Raw genomic sequence first — 7,896 nt, 5'->3', positions numbered from 1 at the left:
GCCCGGCTGGGCAATGGTGGCCGCGGTCTGATGCCGGCCGGCCGCCCGCATGCCGGGGTGCGGACACGCGGGGTGAGCGTGTCGATGAGCGGTTGGCAATCGCGCGGCCTGTTCGGCAGCGGCGCGGCCGATGCCTTCCCGCCGCGCGGTCTCACCGGCTACAGTGTCTCTTCCAGCACGCCCGGCGCCATGCTGGCGCTCACCGCCGATCAGGCCTTCACCGGCTTTGGCGTGTGCGTCGCTGCCGGGCCGCAGGGTCCGCGCCTTGCCCTCACGCTGGGCGGCGAACGGCAGGAGCTGGATTTCACCGTCGAGGTCGAGGCGCCGGATTGCCGGCGGTTCCGCCTCACCGCGCCAGCCGACACCGCCCGGCTCGATCTGCTGGCCGGCCAGGCGGTCGTCACCGGCTGGTGGCTGGAGCGGCCGGCCGGGGTCATCGTCTCCAACCTCGGAGTGCCGGGCTCGCAATTGCAGTTCCTGGGCCGGGCCGATACGGCCACCATCGCCGCGCAGTTGAAGGCGCTGCCGCCCGATCTCATCATCCTGGCCTTTGGCACCAACGAAGGTTTCGCACCCGCCGTGGACGCCGTGCAACTGGAGAGCCAGATCAGGGAACAGGTGGCACGGCTGCGTGGCCTTGCCGGGCCGGTGCCGATGCTGATGCTGGGGCCGCCCGATGCCGCCAGCCGCAACCGTGCACTGGCCGCCAACGCCCCGGGCGAAGCCACGGACTGCAACCCCACCATCCGTTCCAGCCCGGGCCGTCTGCCGGTCGACGGCTTCGACATCCCGCTGTGGAATGATGCAGACGGCAACCTTGCGCCCGATCCGGTGATGCTGGCTGGCCCGGCCCCGCGCGCCGTGCGCCGCGGCCTGCCGCTGTTCGTGCCGCCGGGCCTGGCTGTGGTGCAACAGGTGCAGCGCCGCGTCGCCGGCGATCTGGGCATTGCCTTCTGGGACTGGCGGGCGCGGCAGGGCGGCGCGTGTGCGGCCATCCGCTGGATGCAGGACGGGCTGATGGGCCCGGATTTCATCCATTATTCCCCGGCTGGCGGGGCCGAGGTGGCGCGGCTGCTGCTGGCCGATCTGGATGCGGCGCGCACGCCGGCGGCAGTGCCCTGATGCTGTTCCCCACGCTCGATTTCGCGCTGTTCTTCCTGCCCGTGCTCGTCCTCGTCTGGACGGTGGGGCAGGCCAGCAACGAATGGCGCAAGATCATCCTGCTGCTCGCCAGCTGGATCTTCTATGGCGCGTGGGACTGGCGCTTCGTGGCGCTGCTGATCGCCTCGGCGGCGATCAACTGGAGCCTGGCGCAGCGCGTCCACGCCCGCGCCGAAGCGGGTGAGAGCGTCCAGCCGTGGCTCGGGCTGGGCGTTGCCGCCAACCTCGCCATCCTCGGCTTCTTCAAATATTTCGGATTCTTCCTGGCCGAACTGGCCCCGATCCTCACCGCTGCCGGCTTCGGCCGCGACCTGCCGCTCATCGAGATCATCCTGCCCGTCGGCATCAGCTTCTTCACCTTCCAGGGCATGAGCTATCTGATCGACATCGCGCGGCGCCAGACGCAGCCGGCGAGCTTCCTCGATCTCACCTTGCTGATGAGCTTCTTTCCGCACCTTGTCGCCGGGCCGATCGTGCGCGCCAGCCACCTGGTGCCGCAGTTCGCCGCCGTGCCGCGGCTCACGCGCACCATGGTCAGCGCCTCGCTGATCCTTATCGTCTGGGGCCTGTTCAAGAAGGCGGTGATCGCCAGCGAGCTCGCGACGGGCCTGGTGGACACGGCGTTTCGCGATCCCGCCGCGCTGTCGGGCCTGGATCTGCTCGCCGGGGCCTATGGCTATGCGGTGCAGATCTATTGCGATTTTTCCGCCTATTCCGACATGGCGGTGGGGATCGCCGGCCTCATGGGCTACCGCTTCCCGCGCAATTTCGATCAGCCCTATCGTGCCGCCTCGCTGCAGGATTTCTGGCGCCGCTGGCACATCTCGCTGTCGAGCTGGCTGAGGGACTATCTCTACATCAGCCTGGGCGGCAATCGGGGCGGCGTGTGGTTCGTCTGCCGCAACCTGATGCTCACCATGCTCTTGGGCGGCTTCTGGCACGGCGCCAAGTGGACCTTCCTGATCTGGGGCGGCCTGCATGGCCTGGTGCTGGCCATCGAACGGCTGTGGCGGGAATGGCGGCCATCGGCGGCACCGTTTCTGCCCCGCCCGCTGGCCATCCTGTTCATCTTCCACATCGTGCTGGCCGGCTGGATCTTCTTCCGGGCCGACACGCTGGCCGGCGCGCTGGCCTATTTTGCCGAGATGGCGGCGATGCGCCCCGGGATCACGCTGACGACGCCACTGATGGCCGGGCTGATCGGGCTGGGGATGGCCATCCATTTCGCGCCGCCGGCGCTGCTGCCGGTGCTGGCCCGGCGGGTCGCGGCCTGGCCGGCGCCGCTCACCGGCATTGCCGTCGGCCTCGCCATCCTCGCCATCGACACGATGCGGGGCGACGGCATCGCCGCCTTCATCTATTACCAGTTCTGAGGACGCCCATGGCCGACGCCTTCGATTCGCCCATCGACATCGACGATCAGCCGTCGCCGACGGCGCTGGGCGGCCGGGCCCAGGTGGCGACCAGTGTCGGCATCGCGGCTGTCCTGCTGCTGCTGCTGAACGCCCACGCGTTGGCGCTGTGGGCTGATGGACTGAAGCCGGGGCCGCGCACCGCCGGCATCTATGCCGCCGCGCAGGGGCTCAGCAGCCGCACTGCGGCGCGAGGGCTTGATGCGCCGCGCGCCACGCTCCGCGCCGGGTGGCAGCGGCTGCAGGCAGCCGATTGGCCGGATCAGCGGTAGAAGTCGTGATCCTCGACGCTCGCGACGCGCGTGCGGGTGCGGAAAAAGCCGTTCAGGCTGGCCCAGTTGGCATGGAAGAACAGCGCCCCGTTGCTGTGATCGCGGGCCTCGCCGGCCAGCACGGCGCGGGCGACGTCTACGGCGCGTGACCAGCTGCTGCTGTCGCGGTCCGGATGATAGCGGTTCAGGCGGAAGAATTGCCCGGGCTGGTTGGCCACGGCGCACACGTCCTTGCCAAAACCCTTGTTGACCCGGTTGACGAGCACCTGGGCCACGGCGATCTGGCCCTTCAGCGGCTGGTTGGCGGCTTCGTGATGCACCACCTTCGCAACACATTCGACATGGCGCTGATTGGGCCCGGTCTCGGCCAGGGTCTTGGCTTCCTGTCCGGCCTCTGCCGTGCTTTCAGGACTTTCGGCCAGCACCGCCTGCTGCTGCGCAAGCGCTGCGGTGGTCTGGCTGTTCAGGGTCTCCGCCCCGACGCTGGCACTCAGTTGGCCCATGCCCAGGGCCAGGGTAAGAACCGCCGCAGCGGCCAGCATCTGATGACGCGGCTTCAGGGTCACATTTCGTGCCAAACCTGCGCTCCTGCGGCGATCGGCAGCCAGACACATTGCGCCAGCGCGACAGGGACGACCTGCGGGGGACAGCCAGATACGCCGGCCAGGCCCTCGCCAATTTCGTGACCGGGCCGTTAAGATGAGCGTCGCGCCGGGTCAATCCCCAAGCAGTTAACAGGCGATGAATCGACCGGCGGGGACGGTGAGACGAGCCGGTTTCAGGCGCTGGCGACGGCGCCGGACTGGCATTTCATGCACAGTATGCGGTTGCCAAAGCGCTCCGCGTTCTTCTCGCAGAATGTCTTGACGCCGCTGGATACTGGCGCCGGGCAGGCCTCGCAGGTTCCAACGGGTGCCCTTGCCTTTTTCTGCGGGGCGGAAGGGGGCGCCGCCGGTCCCGCCTTGGCCGGTGCCGAACGCAGCTCCACCACGTTGGCGGCGCGTGGTGGTGGCTGAAAGCGCACGGCAGGCTCTGAAACCTGTTGTGCCGGCTGCCGCAGGCGGACGTCCAGAAAGCGGCGTTCCCAGTCATATTCGATGGGCTGATGCTGGGCCACCAGTTGCCGGCCAATGTCCTCCAGCGTGTCCGGGCTGACAACCTTGGCCAGATCGAACGGATTGCCGCGCTCCGACATGCTCTCAACATGGCTGAACATAAGGTCGGTGCGGATCAGGCTCTCGATGCCTGGCACGGCGGTCTTTGGCCGCGAAATGCGGCCTTCGGCAATCAGCACCAAATTGTGTAGCCGGGGCTTGAGCGCGAAGCCAAGCCGCCGGGGCAGCGCAATCGCGCCGCTGTCCAACAGCCGTTGCAGCATCTTTACGTGGCGGCGATTCTGCTCGATCGGGGAATCTATGGCCACAGGGATGCGGCCATTGCGGAAGGTGAGGCACTCGCCGTTTTCGAGCACCTTGATGCCGCTGGCCAGCCGCTTGCTTTCCAGCACCCAGAAGTCGAGGCAGCGGCCCAGCAGCAAGTGATCGATCTGCGCGGTCATGCCAGCCACCTCGATCCGTAGATCGTGGATCACCATCCAGTTGCGGTTGTGGCCGTAATGGGTGTCTAGCTCAAAGGCGGCCTTGCCCTCACTCAAGTCGCCCTTGATGATGGCGTCTATCTGATCGCGCAGGCGCTGGATATCATGCCGGGTGGCAGCCGGATGCGCCATCAGGCGCTCCAGCGCGGCAATGCTGGCATTGCGATCTTCGCGGGGTTTCAGAATCATGCACGCAACCTGACAGGCGAATCACTTGGGCATTACCTGCCCACGATTTCCATCAGGCCATGATTCTCTTTAGATTTGGTTGGCGCAGCTGCGCTTTACCCGTCCAGCAGCGCCTTCAGCCGGTCGTTGACCACGCCGGGGGCGGCCTTGCCGGCCATCGCCCGCATCACCTGGCCGACGAAGAAGCCGAACAGCTTGTCCTTGCCGCCGCGATATTCGGCCACCTTGTCGGGGTTGGCATCCAGAACGGCCTGGATGGCGGCATCGATGGCGCCGGTGTCCGACACCTGCCTGAGCCCGCGCGCCTCGACGATGGCGCCGGCGGTCTCGCCGGTCTCCAGCATGGCCTCGAACACCTGTTTCACCAGCGGGCCGGACAGCGTGCCATCGGCGCCCAGCGCGATCAGTTCGGCCAGCGCATCCGGCGTCACCGGGCTGTCTGTGATGTCCTTGCCGAGCTTCTTGAGGGCGCCGAACAGGTCGGTCGACACGAAATTGGCGACCCGGCTGGCCACCTCCGTCTCCGGCTTGGCCAAGCGACGGGCGGTGGCGGCGAGCGCCGTCTCGAACCAGTCGGCGGTGTCCTTTTCCGCCGTCAGCACGCCGGCCAAATAGGGGGAAAGGCCGAGCGACGTTTCATAGCGGCCGCGCTTGGCCGCCGGCAGTTCGGGAAGCGACGCGCGGCACTGGTCGATGAAGGCATCGTCGAACACCAGGGGCAGCAGGTCCGGATCGGGGAAATAGCGATAATCGTGCGCGTCTTCCTTGCCGCGCATCGACCGTGTGGTGCCCGTGCCGGGATCGAACAGCCGTGTTTCCTGCACCACAGCGCCGCCGGCCTCGATCAGGTCCACCTGGCGCCGGGCCTCGTGCTCCACGGCCTGCATGATGAACCTGACACTGTTCACGTTCTTCGTCTCGGTGCGGGTGCCGAAGGACTGCCCGGGCTTGCGCACCGACACGTTGACATCGGCGCGCATCGAGCCTTCGTCCATGTTGCCGTCACAGCTGCCGACATAGCGCAGCAACTGGCGCAAGGCCGCCACATAGGCGCCGGCTTCGGCGGGCGAGCGGATGTCGGGCCGCGAGACAATCTCCATCAGCGCGCAGCCGGAGCGGTTGAGATCGACGTAGGACATGGTGGGGTGCAGATCATGCACCGACTTGCCGGCATCCTGTTCGAGGTGGATACGCTCGATCCCGATGGTCTTCGTCGTGCCGTCGTCGAGCGTGATCTCCAGCCGGCCCTCGCCGACGATCGGGTGATAGAGCTGGCTGATCTGGTACCCCTGCGGCAGATCGGGGTAGAAATAATTCTTCCGGTCAAAGCGCGACCATTTGTTGATCTGCGCATCGATGGCGAGGCCGGTGCGCACGGCCTGGCGCACGCATTCGCCATTGATCACCGGCAGCATGCCTGGCATCGCGGCATCCACCAGGCTGACCTGGGCGTTTGGCTCGGCGCCGAACGCGGTGCTGGCGCCCGAGAACAGCTTGGCGTTGGCGGTGACCTGGGCGTGCACCTCCAGGCCCACCACGATCTCCCAATCGCCGGTGGCGCCCTTGACCGTGTAAGCGCCGGCTGCGGTTGCTGCGTCCGTCATGGCGCTGGCTATGGCCAGTGTGCTGCCGCTTGGCAAGACGCTGATCGGCACCGCTGCAAGACCACGCACTTGCAGGGCTTTACCTTGACTGTCATACCCCCGCTTGGCTCACGCCGGCGTCGCCTTGTCGCCGGCGTCGGGGCGGTGGTCTGGCGTCGGGAAGGGAGAAGCAGTGCAAGTGCCGGACGGCATCGACACCGCTGAGCGCATGGCGCTGCCGGCCCGGCACAGTGGTTCGCGGCTGCTGCTGCCGGGGGCGCTGTTGGCCGGGTTGCTGCCGGCGGCGGTCACGCCGGTCCTGCCGATGATCGATCTCTACAATCACGTGGTGCGCTACAAGGTGCTGGCCCGGCTGGGGGACGATCCACTGCTGGGTGCCAACTATGCCGCCAACTGGGCGCTTCTGCCCAATATCGGCCTCGACGTGCTGGCCGTGATGCTGCTGCAGCTGGTGCCGGTGCTGTGGCTGCCGCATCTGCTGGTGCTGCTCATCCTGACGACGCTGTTTGCCGGCGTGGTGGCCTTCAATCGGGCCGTGACCGGCGCGCCGCAGTGGCTGTCGGTGCTGTTGCTGCTGCCGCTCCTGTATAGCTGGGTGCTGAACTGGGGCTTTGCCAATTTCCTCTTCGGCCTCGGGCTGGCGTTCCTGGCCGCCGCCGCGTGGGCGCACTGGCGGGATCGGCCGGGGCTGCGGCTGGCGGTGGCGGTGCCGGCCGCGATCCTCATCTACCTGTGTCACGGAGTGGCCTTCGCGCTCTATGGCCTGCTCATCGCCGCGCTAGAACTTGGCTGGTGGTGGCAACACCCGAACCGCGCCCCGACGGCGCTGGCCACCGCGCTGGGCCGCTGCCTTGTCCAGGCCATCGCGCCCGTCCTGATGTTCCTGTCGTCGCGCACGGTGGCGGCTGAGGGCGGACTGTCGAACGCCGATGAAGCGACGGCGCGCCTGTGGCGGGAGGGCGCGCTCGCGGACCGGCTGCTCGAACTGGCCGGCCACCGCCTTGAAGCCATCGTTCGCGTGGCCGAAGGGCCGGGCCTTTGGGCAGACCTCCTGTGGTCCGCCGCGGTGGCGGCGCTGATCGTCTGGCTGTGGCGCGGGCGCCTGATCAGCCTCGCGGCCGCCGCCTGGCCAGCGGTCATCGTCGGCGGGCTGCTGGTGCTGCTGTGCCCGCCCACGCTGTTCGGCATCGGCTATGTTGCCGATCGCATGCCCTTGTTCCTGGCCCTCGTGCTGGTTGGCAGCCTGCAGGCCGCGCTGGCGCTCACGCTGCGCCACCCGGCAGTGCTGGGCCTTGTCGCGCTGGTGGCGCTGCGGCTGGTGTCGGTCACGCTGGCCTGGCAGGGCACGGCGCGCGACCTGGCGGATCTCGATCGCGCGGCGGCGGCACTGCCGGCCGGCCAGCTGGTCAGCGTGGTGCGTCCGGAAGAAGGGCCGCACCCCGACATGCCACGCCGCTGCGAGATGTATCTGCATGTGCTGGCCTTGCGGCACGGCCAGGTGGTGCCGCTGTTTGCCGGCGCCACGGCCCAGCCGATCGCGCTCACCGGCCGCCTCGCTGCGGCGCGAGCGCGGGCCGGGCCGGCGATGCAGCAGTTGCGCGCGGCCGGCCCCAGAACCGGCGGTACCGGCAGCGAGGCCGACCGCCAGGCGCGGGTGGCCG

The 7,896-nt window shown here is 68.2% G+C and carries 7 protein-coding genes; 4 read left to right on the top strand and 3 right to left on the bottom strand.

The window, feature by feature from the left end:
- The 3 genes from GJV64_RS08655 to GJV64_RS08645 form a co-directional block, all read left to right on the top strand.
- A partial coding sequence (locus GJV64_RS08655) for an SGNH/GDSL hydrolase family protein (protein WP_205599570.1) occupies positions 1-1,122 on the top strand: 1,122 nt, incomplete at its 5' end.
- Positions 1,122-2,534 carry an MBOAT family O-acyltransferase gene (locus GJV64_RS08650; protein WP_164156859.1) on the top strand — a complete coding sequence of 471 codons (1,413 nt, stop codon included), beginning with the start codon at positions 1,122-1,124 and terminating at the stop codon, positions 2,532-2,534. The genes GJV64_RS08655 and GJV64_RS08650, both read left to right, overlap by 1 nt.
- An 8-nt stretch (positions 2,535-2,542) precedes the next feature.
- On the top strand, positions 2,543-2,845 hold the full coding sequence (locus GJV64_RS08645; RefSeq protein ID WP_164156858.1) for a hypothetical protein: 303 nt from the start codon (positions 2,543-2,545) through the stop codon (positions 2,843-2,845).
- Here GJV64_RS08645 and GJV64_RS08640 read toward each other — a convergent pair.
- The 3 genes from GJV64_RS08640 to gatB all read right to left on the bottom strand — a co-directional run bounded on the left by GJV64_RS08640 (position 2,836) and on the right by gatB (position 6,235).
- Positions 2,836-3,387 carry a cell wall hydrolase gene (locus GJV64_RS08640; RefSeq protein ID WP_164156857.1) on the bottom strand — a complete coding sequence of 184 codons (552 nt, stop codon included), beginning with the start codon at positions 3,385-3,387 and terminating at the stop codon, positions 2,836-2,838. The genes GJV64_RS08645 and GJV64_RS08640 overlap by 10 nt on opposite strands.
- Positions 3,388-3,623: 236 nt before the next feature.
- Positions 3,624-4,631, bottom strand: a complete 1,008-nt coding sequence (locus tag GJV64_RS08635; RefSeq protein WP_164156856.1) for a nuclease-related domain-containing protein — start codon at positions 4,629-4,631, stop codon at positions 3,624-3,626.
- Between the two features lie 95 nt (positions 4,632-4,726).
- Positions 4,727-6,235: an Asp-tRNA(Asn)/Glu-tRNA(Gln) amidotransferase subunit GatB gene (gene gatB, locus GJV64_RS08630; protein WP_164156855.1), complete on the bottom strand. Its 1,509-nt coding sequence runs from the start codon at positions 6,233-6,235 to the stop codon at positions 4,727-4,729.
- A gap of 178 nt (positions 6,236-6,413) precedes the next feature.
- On the opposite strand from gatB, the gene GJV64_RS08625 reads away from it, so the two are divergent.
- Positions 6,414-7,896, top strand: a 1,483-nt coding sequence (locus GJV64_RS08625; RefSeq protein WP_164156854.1) for a hypothetical protein, incomplete at its 3' end; no start/stop codon positions are given.

Origin of the sequence: Sandarakinorhabdus rubra (assembly GCF_010994245.1) — a bacterium.
In the GTDB taxonomy this organism is placed as follows: domain Bacteria; phylum Pseudomonadota; class Alphaproteobacteria; order Sphingomonadales; family Sphingomonadaceae; genus Sandarakinorhabdus; species Sandarakinorhabdus rubra.
Note: the sequence above shows the minus strand (reverse complement) of the source record. Positions and strands in the feature narration are given on the sequence as shown.

Excerpts from the sequence above, each read along its gene's own strand:
- GJV64_RS08650 (WP_164156859.1), top strand. The coding sequence starts at position 1,122 with ATGCTGTTCCCCACGCTCGATTTCGCGCTGTTCTTCCTGCCCGTGCTC.
- GJV64_RS08635 (WP_164156856.1), bottom strand. The coding sequence starts at position 4,631 with ATGATTCTGAAACCCCGCGAAGATCGCAATGCCAGCATTGCCGCGCTG.
- GJV64_RS08645 (WP_164156858.1), top strand. The coding sequence starts at position 2,543 with ATGGCCGACGCCTTCGATTCGCCCATCGACATCGACGATCAGCCGTCG.
- GJV64_RS08640 (WP_164156857.1), bottom strand. The coding sequence starts at position 3,387 with ATGCTGGCCGCTGCGGCGGTTCTTACCCTGGCCCTGGGCATGGGCCAA.
- gatB (WP_164156855.1), bottom strand. The coding sequence starts at position 6,235 with ATGACGGACGCAGCAACCGCAGCCGGCGCTTACACGGTCAAGGGCGCC.